This window comes from Bradyrhizobium septentrionale, assembly GCF_011516645.4.
GTDB lineage: Bacteria > Pseudomonadota > Alphaproteobacteria > Rhizobiales > Xanthobacteraceae > Bradyrhizobium > Bradyrhizobium septentrionale.
On the sequence record NZ_CP088285.1, the window covers coordinates 5,852,393 to 5,871,583 of the forward strand.

Annotated in this window: 14 protein-coding genes; 11 read left to right on the top strand and 3 right to left on the bottom strand. The window is 65.3% G+C overall.

What is annotated here, in order from left to right; translation table 11 throughout:
• Positions 1-241: 241 nt before the first annotated feature.
• Positions 242-1,309 carry a glycosyltransferase family 4 protein gene (locus HAP48_RS29760; RefSeq protein ID WP_166203357.1) on the bottom strand — a complete coding sequence of 356 codons (1,068 nt, stop codon included), beginning with the start codon at positions 1,307-1,309 and terminating at the stop codon, positions 242-244.
• A gap of 318 nt (positions 1,310-1,627) precedes the next feature.
• Here HAP48_RS29760 and HAP48_RS29765 point away from each other — a divergent pair, with 318 nt between their 5' ends.
• The 5 genes from HAP48_RS29765 (at position 1,628) to HAP48_RS29785 (ending at position 9,406) form a co-directional block, all read left to right on the top strand.
• Positions 1,628-3,391 (top strand): ABC transporter ATP-binding protein, encoded by a 1,764-nt coding sequence (locus tag HAP48_RS29765; RefSeq protein WP_166203359.1) that lies wholly within the window; start codon positions 1,628-1,630, stop codon positions 3,389-3,391.
• 84 nt (positions 3,392-3,475) lie between these two features.
• Entirely contained in the window at positions 3,476-5,677 is a 2,202-nt protein-coding gene (locus HAP48_RS29770) for an amylo-alpha-1,6-glucosidase (RefSeq protein WP_166203361.1), read from the top strand.
• A gap of 47 nt (positions 5,678-5,724) precedes the next feature.
• Complete coding sequence (locus tag HAP48_RS29775; protein ID WP_166203363.1) at positions 5,725-6,228, top strand: PRC-barrel domain-containing protein; 504 nt, start codon at positions 5,725-5,727, stop codon at positions 6,226-6,228.
• Positions 6,229-6,316: 88 nt separating this feature from the next.
• The gene (locus HAP48_RS29780; protein ID WP_166203365.1) at positions 6,317-7,555 is read left to right on the top strand and encodes an MFS transporter; all 1,239 of its coding nucleotides are present in this window, start codon (positions 6,317-6,319) and stop codon (positions 7,553-7,555) included.
• 222 nt (positions 7,556-7,777) lie between these two features.
• Positions 7,778-9,406: a L,D-transpeptidase gene (locus HAP48_RS29785; RefSeq protein ID WP_166203367.1), complete on the top strand. Its 1,629-nt coding sequence runs from the start codon at positions 7,778-7,780 to the stop codon at positions 9,404-9,406.
• Between the two features lie 107 nt (positions 9,407-9,513).
• Here the strand turns inward: HAP48_RS29785 and HAP48_RS29790 are convergent, their stop codons facing one another.
• Together HAP48_RS29790 and glgA are read right to left on the bottom strand one after the other, a co-directional pair.
• A complete protein-coding gene (locus HAP48_RS29790; protein ID WP_166203369.1) occupies positions 9,514-10,572 on the bottom strand; it encodes a class I SAM-dependent methyltransferase in 1,059 nt (352 codons plus the stop codon).
• Positions 10,573-10,753: 181 nt separating this feature from the next.
• Positions 10,754-12,181 (bottom strand): glycogen synthase GlgA, encoded by a 1,428-nt coding sequence (gene glgA / locus HAP48_RS29795; RefSeq protein ID WP_166203371.1) that lies wholly within the window; start codon positions 12,179-12,181, stop codon positions 10,754-10,756.
• Positions 12,182-12,392: 211 nt separating this feature from the next.
• On the opposite strand from glgA, the gene HAP48_RS29800 reads away from it, so the two are divergent.
• The 6 genes from HAP48_RS29800 (at position 12,393) to HAP48_RS29825 (ending at position 19,108) form a co-directional block, all read left to right on the top strand.
• A complete protein-coding gene (locus HAP48_RS29800; RefSeq protein ID WP_175612235.1) occupies positions 12,393-13,568 on the top strand; it encodes a CaiB/BaiF CoA transferase family protein in 1,176 nt (391 codons plus the stop codon).
• Positions 13,569-13,804: 236 nt separating this feature from the next.
• Positions 13,805-15,490, top strand: coding sequence for an ABC transporter substrate-binding protein (locus HAP48_RS29805; protein ID WP_224496675.1), 1,686 nt, complete (start codon positions 13,805-13,807; stop codon positions 15,488-15,490).
• The gene (locus HAP48_RS29810; RefSeq protein ID WP_234622381.1) at positions 15,396-16,304 is read left to right on the top strand and encodes an ABC transporter permease; all 909 of its coding nucleotides are present in this window, start codon (positions 15,396-15,398) and stop codon (positions 16,302-16,304) included. Before HAP48_RS29805 ends, HAP48_RS29810 begins: the two co-directional genes overlap by 95 nt.
• Positions 16,291-17,160 carry an ABC transporter permease gene (locus HAP48_RS29815; RefSeq protein WP_166203375.1) on the top strand — a complete coding sequence of 290 codons (870 nt, stop codon included), beginning with the start codon at positions 16,291-16,293 and terminating at the stop codon, positions 17,158-17,160. Before HAP48_RS29810 ends, HAP48_RS29815 begins: the two co-directional genes overlap by 14 nt.
• On the top strand, positions 17,157-18,143 hold the full coding sequence (locus HAP48_RS29820) for an ABC transporter ATP-binding protein (RefSeq protein WP_166203378.1): 987 nt from the start codon (positions 17,157-17,159) through the stop codon (positions 18,141-18,143). The genes HAP48_RS29815 and HAP48_RS29820 overlap by 4 nt, the downstream gene beginning before the upstream one ends.
• On the top strand, positions 18,140-19,108 hold the full coding sequence (locus HAP48_RS29825) for an ABC transporter ATP-binding protein (protein ID WP_166203380.1): 969 nt from the start codon (positions 18,140-18,142) through the stop codon (positions 19,106-19,108). Before HAP48_RS29820 ends, HAP48_RS29825 begins: the two co-directional genes overlap by 4 nt.
• The last annotated feature ends 83 nt before the right edge of the window (positions 19,109-19,191 follow it).

The window sequence follows — 19,191 nt, forward strand, 5'->3', positions numbered from 1 at the left end:
TCAAGCAGGAAGCATAAGAGCACGTAATTCGGCAATCGCAAAGGCGATATCGGCCGAGCGCATGGGGAAAGCTGTCACGACTGGTGCGTCGCAGCAATCGCGCGGCGCGCGCATGCGGATGGCTTCGCTGCGCGGGAGTTGTCGCCGGTTACGGCGGTATTATTGACAATCGAATGACCCGACGGACCGGCACGGTGGTGCCGGCCGGCCCGCCGGATCATTCGATCGGCCGCTGCAACGGCTACTCCGCGCTCGACACCAGCTTGAAGCGCGGCTTGGCTTCCATCAGGCCGCGATAGGCGGCGAGATAGTCGAGCGCCATCCGACGCGCGGTGAAGCGGGTCTCGAACTGCTTGCGGATCGCGTCGCGATTGAGCGTCGCGAGGCGGCCGACGGAGGAGATCGCGCTGATCTCGTCCTCGACGATGAAGCCGGTCAGGCCGTCCTCGATGATCTCGGGCACCGAGCCGCGGTTATAGGCGATGACCGGCGTGCCGCAGGCCATGGCTTCGATCATCACGAGGCCGAACGGCTCGGGCCAATCGATCGGAACCAAGAGCCCGATCGCGCCGCTGAGAAAATCCGGTTTCTCGCGGTCGCTGATCTCGCCGATGAACTCGACCAGCGGATTGCTCGTGATCAAAGGCTTGATCAACTCGTCATAATATTCCTGGTCGGCACGATCGACCTTGGCCGCGATCTTCAGCGGAATGCCGCAGCGGGTTGCGATCTTGATCGCGCGATCGACGCCTTTCTCCGGCGCGATGCGCCCGAGCACGGCGAGATAGGATGGCTTGACGGGTTGCGGCGTCAGCAAATTCTCCGGCAGGCCGTGATGGATGGTGCGCACCCAATGCGCCTGCGGCACCGGCCGCCGCTGCGCGTTGGAGATCGAGATCACCGGGATCTTGGAAAAGGTGTTGAAGACGGGTTGATGCTCCGGCAGGTCGAGCCGGCCGTGCAGCGTGGTCACAAACGGCGTCGGCTGCCGCGCGAACAGCGACCACGGATAATAGTCGAGATGGCAGTGCAGAAAATCGAACTCGTCGTCGTCGGCTTTCTGCCGCACGCGTTCCAGCATCACCATGTGCAGCGCATTGGGATCGCGGACGGAGCCGTCGAGGCGCAGTGCCTTCGGCCAGGTCGCATCGAGCTTCGCGGAGGTCTGTGAATCGCCACTGGCGAACAACGTCACGTCATGTCCAAGTGTTACAAGTTCTTCGGTCAGCCAGTGCACGACCCGTTCGGTGCCGCCGTAGAGTTTCGGGGGAACAGCCTCCGTCAGCGGGGCAACCTGCGCGATGCGCATTTCTCCGTCTCCTGTTTTGTAGTGTGGGATGAACCAGACCCCTCAGCCCTGTGATGGCACTGACATGCCGAAGACGGGAACGTTCTCGCACGTGCGAGGTTCCTTAGGGGTGGGTGAATTCCCGCTTCTTTCTTCCATCACACTGTGGTCTTGCTGATGCCATCACGCTCCAACACGTTTTTGCCGACGCCAGCGTTGCAAAATTGTCGCGCAGTGATGGCTGCATCAAGGAATCCCGCCGCTGCTCTTCACGTCATCGTGCACGAGAGTTTCGACTAAAAATTTCTCGTTCACCCTCAACAGGTTTTGCAGGACGTCATGGACCATCTGTCAGGCTATGCGCATCGCCCCTTTCCCTTCGTGCTGCGCTATCTGCGCCGAAGGCTCCCGTCGCACGTCGTCATTCTGTCGGCGGTCGTTGCGGCGGTTGCCTGCTCGGTAGGCACGCAATACGGCGTGAAGAATCTGGTCGACGCCTTGTCGGCGGGGCCGTCGGCCGCGAATGGCGTATGGCTGGCATTCGCTCTGCTCATGTCGCTGATCGCCGCCGACAACTTCATGTGGCGGATCGCGAGCTGGACCGCGAGTTACACCTTTGTCAGCGTCACCGGCGACCTTCGCCGCGACATGTTCCGCCATCTCACCGGCCACGCGCCGAGCTATTTCACGGACCGGCTGCCGGGCATGCTGACCAGCCGGATCACGGCGACGTCGAACGCGGTGTTCACGGTCGAGAACATGTTCGTATGGAACGTGTTGCCGCCTTGCATCGCGACCTTCGCGGCGATCACCCTGGTTGGAACCGTCAGCGTGACAATGTCGGCGGTGCTGATCCTGATCGCGGGAACCATGGTGGCGATCATGTTCCGCCTGGCGGCCGCCGGCAGGCCGCTGCATGACGACTTCGCCAACCGGGCCGCCGCCGTCGACGGCGAAATGGTTGATGTCATCAACAATTTGCCGCTGGTGCGTGCGTTCTGCGGCCTCGGCTACGAGCACGACCGCTTCGACGCGACCGTCAATCGGGAACTCGTCGCGCGCGGCCGTTCCCTGCGCTATCTCGAGAAGCTTCGCCTTTTTCACGCCGGCGTGACCGTGATCCTGACGATCGCGATGCTGGCCTGGGCCCTCTCGCTCTGGCAGCAAGGCGCGGCGACCACCGGCGACGTCGTGCTGGTCTGCACGCTCGGCATCTCGATCCTCAGCGCCACCCGCGATCTCGCCGTTGCGCTGGTCGACGTCACCCAGCATGTCGCCCGGCTCACCGAGGCGCTGGCGACGCTGCTGCAGCCGCACGAGCTGAAGGACCATCCGGAAGCCGAAGCTCTGGTGAAGAGCGGCGCGGCGATCGCATTCAACAATGTCGGGTTCCGCTATCCCGGCGGCCTTCAGGTGTTCGATCGCTTCAGCCTGCGCATCCAGCCCGGCCAGCGCGTCGGCCTGGTCGGCCAGTCCGGCGGTGGCAAGTCAACATTGTTTACCCTTCTGCAGCGGTTCTACGACGTCGAGCAGGGCAACATCATGGTCGATGGCCAGGACATCTCGCGCGTCACCCAGCAGAGCCTGCGCGCGGCGATCTCGGTGGTGCCGCAGGACATCTCACTGTTCCACCGTTCGATCCTGGAGAACATCCGCTACGGCCGGCCTGATGCCACCGACGACGAGGTGCTGCGGGCGGCGATCGCGGCGCGCTGCGACTTCATCGAAACCCTGCCCGAGGGCATGAACACCATCGTCGGCGATCGCGGCATCAAGGTCTCCGGCGGCCAGCGCCAGCGCATCGCGATCGCACGCGCCTTCCTGAAGGACGCGCCGATCCTGCTGCTCGACGAAGCCACCGCGGCGCTCGATGCGGATTCCGAGGAGGCGATCCGCGAGGCGTTGTCGCGGCTGATGCGCGGGCGTACGGTGGTGGCGATCGCGCACCGCCTCGCGACGCTGCGCAGCTTCGACCGCGTGCTCGTGCTGCAGGGCGGCCGCATCGTCGAGGACGGTCCGCCCGATATCCTCGTGAAGGGAAGGGGCCCCTACCGCGACCTGGTTGCGCGCGAAATGGGCCGCCTGTCCACCAGCGCGGCCTGATCCCGCGTCATCAGGCCTGTTCTAGCGTTCCGGTGCGTTCGTTCGAGTCAGGAAAACGGCCAATAGAAGTCGCCAGAGGTTCAGATGGCAGCTGACGTCGTTACGCAGATCATTACTGCTCGCATCACTGAGCACGTCGCCGAATCGCCGTTCTACATTCCGATGACCGGGCCCGCGGCGCGGCCGCGGCGCTCGCTCAAGCATGACGACACCTTCATCGTGCTCGACAGCCATGGCGACATCGGCGCCTCGGCCGGCGGGCCGGACGGCCTGTTCAACGCCGACACGCGCTACCTCGCGCGGCTGGAAATGGTGCTGGAGGGCGTGCAGCCGCTTCTGCTCGGCTCCAACATGCGCGACGACAATTCGGCGCTGACGGTCGATCTCACCAATTCCGACGTCTACCGCGACGACCGCCTGACGCTGCAGAAAGACACGCTGCATATCGTGCGCTCGATCTTCCTGTGGCGCGGCACGTTCTATCAGCGCATCGGCCTGCAGAACCACGGCGATCATACCGCGAGCTTCGATCTCACGCTGTTGTTCGACAATGATTTTGCCGATCTGTTCGAGGTGCGCGGTGAGCGCCGGCCGCGCCGCGGCATCGGTTCGAGCAAGCTCTTGGGGCCGACCGACGTCGTGCTGGAATATTGCGGCCTCGACGAGCAGTCGCGGATCACCGCGTTGCATTTCGATCCGCGGCCGACGCGGCTGTCGGTCAATGCTGCGACCTACCATTTCGAGCTCGAGCCCGGGCAGGTCACCTCGCTGTTCGTCGCGGTCTCCTGCAACAAGCCGATCATGCAGAAGCCGGTGCCGTTCTTCCGCGGGCTGCTGGCGCATCGCCGCGAGATGCGGATTTCGTCGGCCGGCGCGGCCAGCATCGAGACCTCGAACAACATCTTCAACGAGGTGCTGTGCCAGGCGATGGCCGACCTCAACATGCTGATGACGGAGACGCCGCAGGGCCGTTACCCCTATGCCGGCATTCCCTGGTATTCGACGACATTCGGCCGTGATGGGCTGATCACCGCGCTGCAGATGCTGTGGGTCGATCCCAGGATCGCCAAAGGCGTGCTGAAGCGGCTCGCGCTGTTCCAGGCCAAGACGGTCGATCCGCTGGCCGATGCCGCGCCGGGCAAGATCCTGCACGAGATGCGCGGCGGCGAGATGGCCGCGCTTCGCGAGGTGCCGTTCGCGCATTATTACGGCAGCGTCGATTCGACCCCGCTGTTCGTGCTGCTCGCCGGGCTCTACCTGGAGCGCACCGGCGATGTGGAGACGCTGCGCGAGCTGTGGCCGGCGGTCGAGGCCGGCTTGCAATGGATCGACGGCCCGGGTGATCCCGACCGCGACGGTTTCGTCGAGTACCAGCGCGCGACCGACGATGGGCTTCGGAACCAGGGCTGGAAGGATTCCTTCGACGCCATCTTCCATGCCGACGGAACGCTCGCCGAAGGCAATATCGCGCTGTGCGAAGTGCAGGCCTACGTGTTCGCGGGTAAGCAGCTTGCCGCGCGTGCGGCGCGCAAGCTTGGCTTTGCCGACAAGGCCGCAACGCTGGAAGCCGAGGCCGAGCGGCTGCGCGAGCGCTTCGAGGAAGCGTTCTGGTGCGAGGAGCTCGGTACCTATGCGGTCGCGCTCGACGGCGCCAAGCAGCCGTGCAAGGTGCGCACGTCCAATGCCGGACAAACCTTGTTTTCCGGCATGGTGCGCGAGGACCGCGCGCGACGGGTCGCCGCCGGTCTGATGAGCCAAAAATTCTTCTCGGGCTGGGGCATCCGCACCGTTGCCGCGGGCGAAGCGCGCTACAATCCGATGTCCTATCACGACGGTTCGATCTGGCCGCATGACAATGCGCTGATCGCGCTTGGACTTGCCCGCTACGGCCTCAAGCATTCGGTCGCGCATCTGTTCAAGGGCCTGTTCGACGCTGCGAGCTATATGGAGCTGCGGCGGCTGCCGGAGCTGTTCTGCGGCTTTCGCCGCGAGCGCCGCCGCGGCCCGGTGCTTTATCCGGTCGCCTGCGCGCCGCAGGCCTGGGCGAGCGCGACGCCGTTCACGCTGCTGGAGGCGGCGCTGGGAATCGAGTTCGACACCACACGCGGCGAGATCAGGCTGAGCGATCCGCGACTGCCGGAATTCCTCAACGACGTGGTGCTGCGCAACCTCAGGCTTGGCACTTCCAGCGTCGATCTGAGGCTGCGCCGCCACGGCGACGAAGTGTCACTCGAAGTGTTGCGCACGCGCGGCCAGATCCAGGTGTCGATCGTGCTGACGCATTGAGCGTCGCGGAACGGCACGCGCGCGCCAGGAGATCGTGGGAGAGGTACATGCGTCCGAGGTTCATGATCATGCTGGTCGCAGCCGTGCTGCTGACATCCGCTGGTGTCCGCGCCGCCGACGATGTGACGCCGCCGGCAGCCCAGGCGCCGCCAGCGGCACCGAAGGAGCAGGCCAAAGAGCCGTCGAAGGAGCCATCGCCGCCGCCGTCGGTGACCGTGATCGGCGCGCGCGATGCGCACGGCATTCTCGGGCGCGATGTGCGCAGCTCCGCCAATGAGGACATGGGCCGCATCGTCGACGTCATCGTCGACCGCGACGGCAAGGTCCGCGCCGCCGTGATCGATTTCGGCGGGTTCCTCGGCGTCGGGAGCCGCAAGATCGTGGTCGATTGGAACGCCCTGCGTTTCGCCGGCGTTTCCAGCAAGAGCGACAGCATCACGCTGGACCTGAACAAGCAGCAGGTGAGCGCTGCGCCGGAATACAAGGAAGATACGCCGCTGATCGTGCTGGGCGCGGCCGGCAGTCTCCATCCATGGGATTACGAACATTAGGGGGCTCGAGCTGGTCGCGCGTCCGAACTCTTCCTTCGAGACGGTTGGCGACGGTCGTGGCGAGCGATCAGCCGGCGGCACCAAAATTGTGCCGCGTGTTCCCGATCAGCCCAGTCCTGAGGAACCGCGCACGCCGTCGCGCGAAAGCCAGCGCGGGCTCGACTGGTTCATCTTCTTCCTCGCCGACGTGCAGACCGGCTTCGGCCCGTTTATCGCGGTCTATCTGACGACGCAGAAATGGACCCAGGTCGAGATCGGCTTCGTGCTCTCGATCGGCGGCATCATCGGCCTGCTTGGCCAGATGCCCGGTGGGGCGATCGTCGATGCGGCCCGCTCGGAGCGGGTGGTGGCCGGCTGTGCGGTGGCCGCGATCGGCGCCAGCGCGCTCGCCTATGCGCTGTGGCCGATCTTTCCCGTGGTGACGCTCGCCGCGACATTGCACGCGCTCGCAAGCTGCGTGCTCGGTCCGGCGATCGCCGCGATCAGCCTTGGGCTGGTCGGACCGCTTGCGATCGGCGAGCGGCTCGGCCGCAACGCGCGCTTCGCCTCGCTCGGCAGCGGCTCGGCCGCGGCGCTGATGGGCGCCTGCGGCTATTTCCTGTCGAGCCGCTCGGTGTTCCTCGTGACCTTCATCCTGGTGATCCCGACATTGTTGTCGCTGGTGCGGATCCGCGAGCGCGAGATCGACATCGCCCAGGCCCATGGTGAGGTGAAGCGCGAGGTTCCGGACAAGCGCGCCACCAGCGTCGTCGGCCTGGTGCGGCAGCGGTCGCTGCTGATCTTTGCCGGCGCGATGATGCTGTTCCAACTCGCCAATGCCGCGATGCTGCCGCTGATGGCGGGCGTGGTCACCACGCGGTCGAGCCAATGGGCGCCGGTCCTGATCGCCGCCTGCATCATTGTGCCGCAGGCGATCGTCGCGTTGTGCTCGCCCTCGGTCGGCCGCAAGGCCCAGGCTTGGGGCCGCCGGCCGCTGCTCCTGATCGCGTTCGCCTCCCTGGTGATCCGCGGCCTGTTGTTCGCAACGGTGCATGATCCCTATTTGCTGGTTGCGGTGCAGATTTTCGATGGCATCACCGCAGCGATCTTCAGCGTGATGGTGCCGCTGATCGTGGCCGACGTCGCGTTCGGTAGCGGCCATTTCAACCTGGCGCAGGGCATAGTCGGTACTGCCGTCGGCATCGGCGCCTCGCTCAGCACGGTGCTGGCCGGCTATGTCAGCGACAAGCTCGGCAGCAGCACGGCCTTTATGGGCCTGGCCGGCGTCGCCGCGCTCGGGCTGTTCGTGATCTGGCTGGTAATGCCGGAAACGCGGCGGACGGCATGACAAGAGGACGCGGCCGCAGTGCCATGGGCTACCTTTCAGACTATGGATATCCGCGACGGTGGGCCGGTTTTGACCGCGCCACACCCTTCCTCCTGCATGCGCCGTCATATATGAGTGATTTGCTGCTGGAACGCGCCGATGCTCCGCCGGATTAATCAATCCAAAATCGCGATCTGGTACGGATCGACGCAGCGCGGGCAGGCATTTCGACCGAGGAATGGCATGGTGAATCGAACGACGACGGCGCAGACCACCGGAGCGATGCGGCGTTGGGGGCATCCCACGATTGTGACCTTCGCAGCGATGGTCACATTTGCGGCACTGACCGGCAGTGCCGCCGCGAAGCAGCAGCGTCCCGAGCCAACCGTCGAGGCGACGGCGCCACGCACCGCGGGCGAACCGATCATGGCGATCGTGTCGATCAAGGCCCAGAAGGTCACCTTCTACGACGCCGACGGCTGGATCTACCGCGCGCCGGTGTCGAGTGGCGTCAAGGGACGCGAGACGCCGGCCGGTGTCTTTGCGCTGATCGAGAAGGACAAGGACCACCACTCGACGCTCTATGACGACGCCTGGATGCCGAACATGCAGCGCATCACCTGGAACGGCGTCGCGCTGCATGGCGGGCCGCTGCCGGGCTATGCGGCCTCGCATGGCTGCGTGCGGATGCCCTACGATTTTGCCGAAAAGCTGTTCGACAAGACGCGGATCGGCATGCGGGTGATCATCGCGCCGAACGACGCGGCACCGGTCGATTTTACCCACCCGGCGCTGTTCGTGCCGAACGCGCAGGCGATCGCGGCTGCTCCGGCGCGCGCCCAGACGCTTGCTCGCGACGCCGCGGATGCCGCCAAGGCGGCCGACGAAGCGAAGAGGGCCTCCACAGCCGCGACCAAGGAAGCTGCACTGTTCACGCCTGCGTCACTGCGCAAGCTGGAAAAGGCCAAGACCCGTGCCGACGCCGAGCTTGCGTTCGCCGACAAGACGCTCGCCAATGCCAAGACCGACCAGACCAAGGCGCGCGCCGAGGATCTGAAGCAGAAGGCCGCCGCCAGGGCCGCGGAAGCGACCACGCAGTTCGAAGCCGCCCAGGGCGACGCCAGGCCGAAGCTCGACGCCGCGGCAGCCGCAAAGGACGCCGCCAAGGCGGCCGAGACCAAGAAAGCCGACACCGCGAAGGCGGCGACCGAGGCGAAGCTCGCGCTCGAGCCGGTCTCGGTCTACATCAGCCGCGCAACGCAGAAGCTCTACGTCCGCCGCAACACCCACAAGCCGTGGGCTGATGGCGGCGAGGTGTTCGATTCAAGCATCGAGGTTCCCGTCACGATCCGCGATCCGGACAAGCCGATCGGCACGCATATCTTCACGGCGATGGCGCGTAACGACACCGGCCTGCGCTGGACCGAGGTGACGATCGACGAGGGCGACAACGCCAAGGACGCGCTCGACCGCATCACCATCCCGCAGGACGTGCTGGATCGCATTGCACCGACCGTGGTGCCACGGTCTTCCATCATCGTCTCGGACGAGCCGCTGAGCAGCGAGACCAACTACCGCACCGAATTCGTCGCCGTGCTGAGCAACCAGCCGCAGGGCGGTTTCATCACGCGCAAGCCCACCCGGCCCATGGTGCCCGACGACATGGTTGCGAGCAACGAGGACGGTTTCGGCTTCTTCTATCAGCGCAGCTGGAATCCCCAATCCGGCACCCAATACGGCGTGCCCCAGTATGGCAGCCGCCAATACAGCAATCCGCAGTACGGCAATCCTCAGATTTATGGCAACCCTCAAGCCGCCAATCCGCGCCGGCGCGGCGGCCAGCCCTACTGGCAATCGCAACAGGACTGGTAGCAGGGCGGCGACGCGTAGGACGCAAGCCGAGGAATCCGACTAACCCTGTGTGCATTGGACGGCGGCGTGATGCCGCCGTCCAACTGCGCAGTGCGGTAGCCTCCGCGTTACGGGCGAGCTTCCAGGATCAGGTTGAACGGCGTTTCCGCCGCGCGGCGGAAGCGGGAGAAGCCGCCCTGGCGCGCGACCTCGCGCAGTCTTGCCTCTCCGGCCTGGGCGCCGAGCGCAAGCCCGACTTCCTGGTCCAGCGAGGCAGGGGTGCAGATCATGGTCGAGGCGGCATAGTAAACCCGCCCGATCGGATTGAGGTTGTCCTCCAGCCGGTCGTTGGCGAACGGCTCGATCAGCAGGCAGGTGCCGTCATTTGCGAGGGTGGAGCGGGTGTGCTTGAGGGCGCCGACCGGATCGCCCATGTCGTGCAGGCAGTCGAAGAAGCAGACCAGATCATACCCCTTGGCCGGGAATGTCTTGGCGGAATGCGTTTCGAAATGGACGCGGTCCGACAATCCCGCCTCCTTCGCCGAGGCCCGCGCTGTCTGGATCGAGCCGTCGTGATAGTCGAAGCCGTAGAAGGTGGATTTCGGAAACGCCTCCGCCATCAACCGCGTCGAGACGCCGTGGCCGCAGCCGACGTCGGCGACGACGGCGCCTTTCTTCAGCTTGTCGACGACGCCCTCGAGCGCCGGCAGCCATTCCTGGACCAGATAGTGCTTGTAGCTGGTGCGGAAGAAGCGGGCGGTGCCGCAGAACAGGCACTCGCTGCGCTTGTTCCAGCCGACGCCCTTGCCGGTCTTGAACGCGTCGGTAATTTTCGGCTCGTCGAGGAAGGTCGCGCCGACCAGGCTTCCGACGGCGCCGAGGAACACCGGGCTTTCCTCATCGGCGAGCGCGAGCGCCTGCTCGGGCAGCATCGAGAATTTTCCGGACGCCTTGTCGTATTCGATGTAGCCCGAGGCGGCCTGCGCCGAGAGCCATTCCTGAACGTAACGCTCGGCGGTTCCGGTTGCCTTGGCCAGCGCCGCGGCATTCATCGGTCCTTGCTGTGCAAGTGCCTTGTAGAGCCCGAGCTTGTCTCCCAGCAGCATCAGCGAGGCGTTCATCGCCGCGCCGACATCGCCGATCATCTTTCCCATGAATAAATTGAGGCGTTCCTCATTGACGTCCATGATGTTCCTCCATCGCAATCGCGTTTGGCCAAAAGTCCATCATTCGCAATTTCACGCATGCGTCGTCGTACAGCCATGGGGCGACGCGATCGCATGAAAGGTTCGCTGCAATGAAGCGATTGTTACTTCGCCGCTGGGATCCCAGAGCGGCCGGCCTTCACAGGCCTGCGAGGCGGGCGGCCTACGCCGCCGCCCGCAGCATGACCAGCCTCTTGTACAGCGCGCCGTAGCAGGCGGCCGACAGGTCCCAGCTGTAGGACTTGGCCATTGCGCTGGAGCGCATGGCGTTGAGGCGGTCCTTGGCGCGATAGGCGTCGAAGGCGCGCCTGACCCCGCCGAGGAAAGATTCCGCCGACGGCTGCGGGAACAGGAAACCGGTCTCGCCGTCGGCGATGGTTTCGGCAAGGCCGCCGGTCTGGTGGCCGATCGGCAGCGAGCCAAAGCGCTGCGCATACATCTGGCTGAGGCCGCAGGGCTCGAAGCGCGACGGCATCAGGGTGAAATCGCTGCCGGCGAAGATCCGGCGCGCCTGCGCGTCGTTGAAGCCGATGATAACGCCGATCGCGTCCGGCCGGCGCCGGTGTGCGGCGACCAGCGCGTCCTCGAGGGCAGGCTCGCCACTGCCGGTGACGACGATCTGGCCGCCATCCCCGATGATCTGATCGGCGGCCGACAGCACGAGGTCGACGCCCTTCTGATGCACGAGCCGCGCAACCAGGCCGAAGATCGGCCCGCGCGAGACCGCAAGCCCGAACTGCCGGCGGACATAATCGGCGTTGGCCTGCTTGCCCTTCCAGTCGCCGGCGCCGAACGGCTGCGCCAGCTGCGCGCAATGACGCGGGTCCCAGCTCTCGTCGATGCCGTTCAGGATGCCGGTCAGCTGGTCGGCGTCGGAGCGGGCGCGCAGCACGCCCTCCAGCCCGCAGCCGAGCTCCGCGGTCGTGATCTCCTTCGCATAGGTCGCGCTGACGGTGGTCAAATGCGAGGCGTAGACGAGACCGCCCTTGAGGAAGGACAACTGGTCGTAGAACTCCAGCCCGTCGATGTGGAAGGAGCTTTCCGGTGCGCCGATCCGCCGCAGCGAGTCCTTCGGAAACAGGCCCTGATAGGCGAGATTGTGGATGGTCAGGATCGACGGAATCCGCAGCTGACGCCATGCGAGGTAGGCCGGTGTGAGCGCGGCCTGCCAGTCGTTGGCGTGAACGAGGTCGGCTGCCCAATTCTTGTCCAGCGTTCCGGCTGCAAGTTCGGCAGCGGCGGAGGCAAAGCGGCCGAAGCGGATGTCGTTGTCCGGCCAGTCGCGGCCGGACTCATCGCCGTAGGGATTGCCCGGCCGGTCGTACAGTTGCGGGCACAGCAGCACGTAGACCGGCATGCCGTCCTTGGTCGATGCGCGCCCGAGCGTGCAGGCCGGCATCTCGGCAAGCGCAGGGCAGTTTCCAACGATTTCAATGTGAGTGAATTGCTCGACCACGTCCCGGTAGCCGGGAAGCATGATCCTGACATCGCTCCATGGGCGGAGCGCCCGGGGGAGTGCAGCGGAAACGGCGGCAAGCCCGCCCACGCGGACGAAATCGTCCATCTCCGTCGTGACGAATAAGACCTTCAACAAGCGCCCTCGTTCTAGCCCGTGACAGGGCTATGCAAGATCGGGTCCAATCTGCCTTTGAGTAAAATGCAAGACGGCCCGCGGGTCCGGTCTGGACGAGACGCTTTCCTGTCAGGGCGGCTCACTTTAGGGTCGCGCGGCGCCGAACAATGAGAACCACGCGGTGGAGGAAGCCTTGGCCACAACAATAGCTGCTGACGATGAGGGGAATTTGACACGGAGCTTCGACGGCCTTCGGGTGCTGGATTTTTCCACCACGATCGCCGGACCTCATTGCACGCGGATGCTCGCCGACATGGGCGCGGAGGTGATCAAGATCGAGTCCGCCGAAGGCGAGACGATGCGGACGCGGCCGCCGCTGCGCAACAATTGCTCGACGGCGTTCGGTCAGCTCAATGTCGGCAAGAACAGTCTTGTGCTCGACCTGAAGTCGCCCTCCGGCGTCGAGGCCGTGCGCCGGCTGATCGCGACCGCCGACGTGCTGGTGGAGAATTTCCGCCCCGGCGTGATGCGGCGGCTGAAGCTCGACCATGCCTCGATAAGGGACATCAACCCGAAGCTGATCTACTGCTCGATCTCCGGCTACGGCCAGACCGGCCCGTCGGCGGAGTTGCCGGCCTATGCGCCGGTGATCCATGCCGCCTCGGGTTATGAGATGGCGCATCTCGCCTATCAGCCGGGCCGCTCGCGGCCGGACTATTGCGGCATCTATCACGCCGATGTGCTCACAGGCGTCTATGCCTTCGGCGCGATCTCGGCGGCGCTCTATCAGCGCAGCGCCAGCGGCAAGGGCCAGCATATCGACGTCTCGATGCTGGAATCGATGCTGAGCCTGACCCTCAACGAGTTGCAGTGGTCACAATTCGAGGTGAAGCAAACGCAGCGCCCGATGTTCGGCCCGATCGAAACCACCGACGGCTACGTCATGGTGGCGATCGCCAGCGAGAAGACGTTCCAGAACCTGATGCAGGTGATCGGCCATGGCGAATGGGTCTCCGATCCGCGCTTCGCCAGATATTCCGATCGGCGGGACAACTGGGCGGCCCTAATGGAGGGCGTCGAGGCGTGGTCGCGCGCGGTGAGCACGCAGGCCTGCCTCGCTGCGCTCAATGAATATGGCGTGCCGTCGTCGGCCTATCGCACCGTGCGCGAAGCGCTCGCCGATCCACAAATCGCCCATCGCGGCGCGCTGGCCGAGGTCGAGGACGGCGGCGGCGCCTTCAAGGTGCTCAACCTGCCGTTCCGCATGTCGGGCGCGACGGTCGGCGCCGCCAAGCGGATGTCGACGCTCGGCGAGCACACGCTGTCTTATTTGAAGGAGATCGGGCTCTCCGACGATCAGATCGCAGGCTTCGCAGCGCAACCGGCAAAAGCCGCGCGCAGTTAGAGCATGATCCGGACCCGGAGGGCCGCGTTAGCGCAAAGTGGATACCGGTTCTCCGAAAGGTCATGCTCAAACAAGTCAATGAGATCATGATGCGGTCTTGCGTGATCGCATCGTGATCTCCCTGCGGCTTTTCATCCGTATTACGGTCTTGTCGCGCGCGGCGATTCCGGACAAGCTGCCGCGCAACATACGACGATCCGGAACACCGGACGTCGCCCACCTGGGAGGGAGCATCGATGAAGCTGGCCGGGCGCGCGCACGCGGTTGCGCGCATATTTCTTGTGGCGGGATTAGCTGCGGCAACATTCGCTGTACCCGCCAGCGCGCAGAAGCAGGGCGGCACGCTCAACGTCGGCCAGGAGCTGGACATTGCGGGCTTCGACCCGCTCAAGGTCGGCGTCTACGACACCTCGGCCAACACCGCGGCGGCCGCGATCTTCGACACACTGACCACGCTCGACGACAAGGGCGAGCCGATACCGAAGCTCGCGTTGTCGTGGACGCATTCCGACGACTTCAAGACCTGGACCATCAAGCTGCGGCCAGGCGTCAAATTCCACGACGGCACGCCGTTCAACGCGCAGGCGGTGAAGGAGAACTTCGACCGTCAGAAGGACCCCGCCAACAAGTGCCGCTGCGCCTTCTACATCACGAGCATCATCAGTGTGCAGACGGTCGATGACCTCACGGTGGTCTACAATTTCAGCGATCCGTCGGTGAACTTTCCGGCGACCCAGTCGATCCAGAGCTCCAACAACGTGATGCAGTCGCCGACCGCCTGGAAGACCAAGGGCGACGACTACAACCGCAATCCGGTCGGCACCGGCCCCTACATCCTGAAATCCTGGACCGCCGGCGATCGCATGGTGCTCGAGAAGAACTCGGACTATTGGGACAAGGGCAAGCCCTATCTCGACCGCATCATCCTGAAGCCGCTGCCGGATGCACAGTCGCGTTTTGCCTCGCTGCAATCGGGTGAGGCCGACATCATCTGGGACGACGAGGCCGACGCCGACAACATTATCAAGGCGCGCAAGGACGCGAGTCTAACCGTGCATACCTATCAAGGCTCGGGGGCTTCAGTCGCTGCCTTCAACACCAAGGTCCCGCCGTTCGACGACGTGCGCGTGCGCCAGGCGCTGGTGATGGCGCTCGACCGCAACAAGATGTCGCAAGCGATTACCAATGGCCTGGCGCGACCGGCCAGCAATCCCTACGGCGACGGTTCTTGGGTGAAGTGCAAGGATGACGGCGCATTGCCCTTCGATGTCGAAAAGGCCAAGGCGCTCATCAAGGACTACGGCAAACCGGTCGAGTTCAAGATGCTGGTCTCGGCGACGCCGCGCGGCCGCACGGGCGGTCAGGTCCTGCAGCAATTCTGGAAGCGCGTAGGCGCCAACATGGAGATCGAGCAGGTCGATCAGGCGACCATTCCGCCGCGCGCCTTCATGCGCCAGTTCCAGCTCACGCCGTGGCGCATCGTCGATCTCGCCGATCCCGATCCGCAGATGTACGCCAATTTTCACACCGGCAGCCCAGTGGCGCTGGCGAACTACTCCAATCCGGAACTCGATCGGCTGCTGGAGCATGCGCGAACCACGGCCGACGTCGCCCAGCGTACCGAGGACTATTGCGCGATCAGCCGCCTGATCAACAAGGAGGCGATCTGGTTCTGGACCTTCCAGAACACCTATTTATGCGATATCGAGCGCGAAGGTGAAGGGCGTGCCGAAAATGTTCAACGGGGTGCTCGACGTCTCCTACGCCTGGAAGGAATAGCGCTGCATGCTGTTCTTCGTCGCGCGTCGGCTCCTGTACCTGGTGCCGGTGCTGATCGCGGTCTCGGCGCTGACCTTCGTGATTGCGTCGCTGTTGCCGGGCGATCTCGCTTACGTGATCCTCGGCGACCAGGCGACGCCTGAGAACGTCGCGGCGCTGCGCCATGATATGGGGCTCGATCAGCCGATCTGGCTGCGCTATCTCGGCTGGCTCTGGCACATCCTGCAAGGTGATTTCGGGCGCTCGTTCCGCACCGGGCAGACCGTGCTGCAGGCGGTCAGCGAGCGTCTGCCGGTCTCGTTCGAACTGATGATCCTGGCCGAACTGATCGGGCTTGCGATCGGCGTGCCGCTCGCGATCGCCTGCGCGGCCAAGGCCGGCAGCGCGTTCGACCGCCTGATGACCGGCTCGGCCTTCGGCATGCTGTCGGTGCCGACCTTCCTGTCCGCGATCCTCTTGATCTATTTGTTCGCGGTCGAGCTGCGCTGGCTGCCGGCGACCGGCTACGTGCCGTTCGCCGAGGATCCGCTCGCCAATCTGCGCTTCATGGTGCTGCCGGCGCTGACGCTCGCGCTTGCGGAGTGGCCGGGCATCATGCGCGTGCTGCGCTCCGACATGATCGCGGCGCTGCAGGAGGATTATATCGCGCTCGCGAAGGCGAAAGGCCTGAAGCCGTCGCGCATCCTGTTCGTGCATGCGCTGAAGCCGTCGTCGCTGACGCTCGTCACCATCACCGGCATCAATATCGGCCGCCTGATCGGCGGCGCCGTGATCGTCGAGACGATCTTCGCCTTGCCCGGGATCGGCCGCCTCTTGGTCGGCGCGATCTATACCCGCGACCTCATCATCCTGCAGGGCGTGGTGCTGCTGGTCGCCGCCGGCTTCGTCATCATGAACTTCATCGTCGACCTGCTCTACGCCGTGCTCGACCCGAGGATCCGCCATGGCCACGCTTGAGCTCAGCCTCGACGAGACCACCGCGGCCCCGGCACGGCGCAAACGCCGGCTCGGCACGCTGTTCTGGATCGCGATCGGCTGGATGGTGCTGGTGTTCGCGGTCGCGATCCTTGCCGATGTGCTGCCGTTGCCGAGCCCGACCGACATGGACATGCTGGAGCGGCGAGCGCCGTTTTCGGCCGAGCATTGGCTCGGCACCGACGGTCTCGGCCGTGACGAGCTGTCGCGGCTGATCTATGGCGCGCGGATCTCGCTGATCGTCGGGCTCTGTGCGCCGGTGATCGGGGTCACCATCGGCGGCGCGCTCGGCATGCTGGCCGGCTATTTCCGCGGCCGCTTCGAATCCATCGTGGTCGGCAGCATGGACGTGCTGCTGGCGTTTCCGCCCCTGATCCTGGCGCTGGCGGTGACCGCCTATCTCGGCCAGTCGATCTTCAACCTGACCTGCATCCTCGGCGTGCTCGGCATTCCCGCCTTCATGCGGGTGGCGCGAGCGTCGACCCTGACGCTGGCGCGGCGCGAATTCGTCATCGCGGCACAGGCACTCGGCGCTACGCATGCGCGCATCCTGCTGCGCGAATTGCTGCCGAATGTGCTACTGCCGCTGCTCGCCTTCTTCCTGCTCGGCGTCGCCGTCACCATCGTGGTCGAGGGCGCGCTGTCCTTCCTCGGCCTCGGCGTGCCGCCGCCGATCTCGAGCTGGGGCAGCATGATCGGGGAGGGCCGTGAAAGCCTCGACGTGGCGCCGCGGCTCGCCTTCATTCCGGCGATTGCGATGTTCCTGACCGTGCTCTCCTTCAACCTGATCGGCGACACCATCCGCGCGCTGACCGACCCCAGGCAGGGTGCGCTATGAGTGGCACGCTGCTTTCGGTCGAGAACGCGGTGGTCGATCTGCCGACGCCGCGCGGCAATCTGCGGGCGGTCGATCACGTCGATCTCTCTGTCGGTGCGGGCAGGACGCTCGGCATTGTCGGCGAGTCCGGCTGCGGCAAGACCATGCTGTCGCGCGCCGTCCTGCAACTGCTGCCCAAGAAGGCGAAATTGTCCGGCCGGGTGATGTTCGACGGGCAGGACCTGACAAGACTGTCGCCGGAGAAACTGCGCAAGCTGCGCGGCCGCTCGCTCGCAGTGGTGTTCCAGGATCCCATGACCTCGCTCAATCCGGTGCTGACCATCGGCACCCAGCTGATCGAGACCATTGTGGAACATCTCGAGCTCGATCTTGCCGGGGCGAGGCAGCGCAGCATCGAGCTGCTGGCCGCCGTCGGCATTCCGGCACCTGAGCAACGCCTGACGCAATATCCGCATCAGCTCTCCGGCGGCATGCGCCAGCGTGTGGCGATCGCAGTTGCGCTGTCCTGCGAACCAAAACTCCTGATCGCCGATGAGCCGACCACCGCGCTCGACGTCACGATCCAGGCGCAGATCCTCGATCTCCTCGCACGCGAGCAGCAGCGCCGTCATATGGCGATGATCATCATCACGCACGACCTCGGCGTGGTCGCCGGCCGCACCGACGAGGTCGCGGTGATGTATGCCGGGCGCGTCGTCGAGCGCGCGCCGACACCTGCCCTGTTCAAGCAGATGCGGATGCCCTACACCGAGGCGCTGCTCGCCGCGTTGCCAAAGCTCGACGTCCCGCCGCATACGCCGCTGCCGGCGATTTCGGGGCGGCCGCCCGACCCAACCCGGCCGCTCAAGGGCTGCTCGTTCTCGCCGCGCTGCCGCTATTCCGCCGGGCGCTGCGGCACCGAGAAGCCGCCGCTCTGCGCGGCGGAGACATCAGACCATCTCTATGCCTGCTTCCATCCGATCGCGGCGGGGGTCGGCGCATGATGCAGCAGGCCGCATCCGATCCGCTGATGAAGGTGGAAAACCTCGTCGTCGAATATTCGGTGGGGGGCAAGATCATCCATGCCGTGTCCGACGTCAGCCTCGAAATCGCCCGTGGCGAGACGCTGGGGCTGGTCGGTGAATCCGGCTGCGGCAAGTCCACGCTCGGCCGCGCCGTGCTGCAATTGCGCCAGGCCGTTTCCGGCAAGGTGCTGTTCGACGGCCACGATCTCACCGCCCTGCGCGGCGAGGCGCTGCGCATGATGCGCCGGCGCGTGCAGCTGATCTTCCAGGACCCGATCGCTTCCCTCAATCCGCGGCGGCGGATCGGCGATATCGTCGCCGAGCCGCTGGTGATCGCGGGCGTCAAGGATCCCGAGGAACGAGGGCGCCGCGTCAACGAGGTGCTGTCGGCGGTCGGCCTCGATCCGGCGCTGGTGAGCGGACGGCTGCCGCATGAATTCTCCGGCGGACAGTGCCAGCGCATCTGCATTGCCCGCTCGCTGGTGCTCAATCCGGAATTCGTGATCTGCGACGAGCCGGTGTCCGCGCTCGACGTCTCGATCCGTGCGCAGATCCTCAATCTGCTGGAGGAGATGAAGGCGCGTTACGGCCTGACCCTGCTGTTCATCGCTCACGATCTCGCGGTGGTGAAGGCGGTCTCAGATCGCGTCGCGGTGATGTATCTCGGCCGGCTCTGCGAGGTCGGTCCGTCGGAACAGCTGTTTGCACAGCCGGCGCATCCCTATACCGCGCTGCTCATCGAAGCGATCCCGGTGCCCGATCCGGATGTCCGTCCGACCCGGAGCGTGCCGGTCGGCGAGCCGCCGTCGCCGATCGCGCCGCCGTCCGGCTGCCGCTTCCGCACCCGCTGCCCGCGGGCCGATGCGCGCTGCGCCAGCGAGGTGCCGGAACTGCGCACGGTTGCGCCCGGCCAGTTCGCGGCTTGCCATCATCCCTTGATCTAAATATGGGGAGACCAACACCGCGTTTGTCCCCGGCGGGCAGGCGTGGCAAGGTCCGCCGCAAGAACAAGCTTCGGGAGAGCAGC

Bases quoted from the DNA above. Each gene is read 5' to 3' on its own strand.
- HAP48_RS29790 (WP_166203369.1), bottom strand. From the start codon at position 10,572: ATGGACGTCAATGAGGAACGCCTCAATTTATTCATGGGAAAGATGATC.
- HAP48_RS29820 (WP_166203378.1), top strand. From the start codon at position 17,157: ATGAGTGGCACGCTGCTTTCGGTCGAGAACGCGGTGGTCGATCTGCCG.
- HAP48_RS29770 (WP_166203361.1), top strand. From the start codon at position 3,476: ATGGCAGCTGACGTCGTTACGCAGATCATTACTGCTCGCATCACTGAG.
- HAP48_RS29785 (WP_166203367.1), top strand. From the start codon at position 7,778: ATGGTGAATCGAACGACGACGGCGCAGACCACCGGAGCGATGCGGCGT.
- HAP48_RS29760 (WP_166203357.1), bottom strand. From the start codon at position 1,309: ATGCGCATCGCGCAGGTTGCCCCGCTGACGGAGGCTGTTCCCCCGAAA.
- HAP48_RS29765 (WP_166203359.1), top strand. From the start codon at position 1,628: ATGGACCATCTGTCAGGCTATGCGCATCGCCCCTTTCCCTTCGTGCTG.
- HAP48_RS29815 (WP_166203375.1), top strand. From the start codon at position 16,291: ATGGCCACGCTTGAGCTCAGCCTCGACGAGACCACCGCGGCCCCGGCA.
- HAP48_RS29805 (WP_224496675.1), top strand. From the start codon at position 13,805: ATGAAGCTGGCCGGGCGCGCGCACGCGGTTGCGCGCATATTTCTTGTG.
- HAP48_RS29775 (WP_166203363.1), top strand. From the start codon at position 5,725: ATGCGTCCGAGGTTCATGATCATGCTGGTCGCAGCCGTGCTGCTGACA.
- HAP48_RS29825 (WP_166203380.1), top strand. From the start codon at position 18,140: ATGATGCAGCAGGCCGCATCCGATCCGCTGATGAAGGTGGAAAACCTC.